Here is a 672-nt window from a genome sequence, read left to right as displayed (position 1 = left end):
CCAGGAAATACAGCATCAAGAGCACGAAGGTGTTGAAGCTGCTCAGGTAGCTCTCAGGGATGCTCAAGGCAATCACGAAAATGATTGCGGCCACCAGGCTGATCCCGACGATGCGGCTCTTGATCCTGGGTTTGATCGGGACAAAACCGTCAATGGCGCTGATCCCGGTGAGCATCGCGCCATAACAGTTGACGGCCATGATGCCGACCAGCGCCGGTACGGCAATCAGCACGGTAAAGGTGCCAAACCCAGGCAACAGTTGGTTGCCCACGGCCTGAACACTGCCAATGGCGTCGGGTGAGGGCAGCGCCGAGGCCAGGAATGCCCCTAACGACATCAACCACAGCGCCGAGCCCGCAGCCCCCAGGTAGGTCCAGAGGATGACACTGCGCGACGGCGTGTTGTGGGGCAAGTAGCGCGAGTAATCCGAGACATACACGGCGTAGCTGATCTGATAGCCCGCGGCGGCTGACAATTGGATCAGGAAGGCCGACCAGGAAAAATGTGCGTCGGCCACGGCTGAATCGGCCTGCAGGTGCAGCAAGGCCGCGACGGTCAGGGCCGCGAAGACACTGATCATCACGTAGGTCAGCCAGCGTTGCACGGTGTGCAGGAGGTCGTGGCCGATGACTGCGATCACCACCGCAAGGATGATCATCAACGCGTACCAGG

General features: G+C 60.3%; 1 protein-coding gene. It reads right to left on the bottom strand.

Annotation, left to right across the window (positions count from 1 at the left end):
* The coding region (locus IQK56_RS30610; RefSeq protein WP_193901975.1) for a cytosine permease at positions 1–672 on the bottom strand (672 nt) is incomplete at both ends.

The sequence above is a fragment of the Pseudomonas cyclaminis genome (assembly GCF_015163715.1).
In the GTDB taxonomy this organism is placed as follows: domain Bacteria; phylum Pseudomonadota; class Gammaproteobacteria; order Pseudomonadales; family Pseudomonadaceae; genus Aquipseudomonas; species Aquipseudomonas cyclaminis.
The sequence above is the reverse complement of the archived record's forward strand: the minus strand, read 5'-3'. Positions and strand labels throughout refer to the sequence as shown.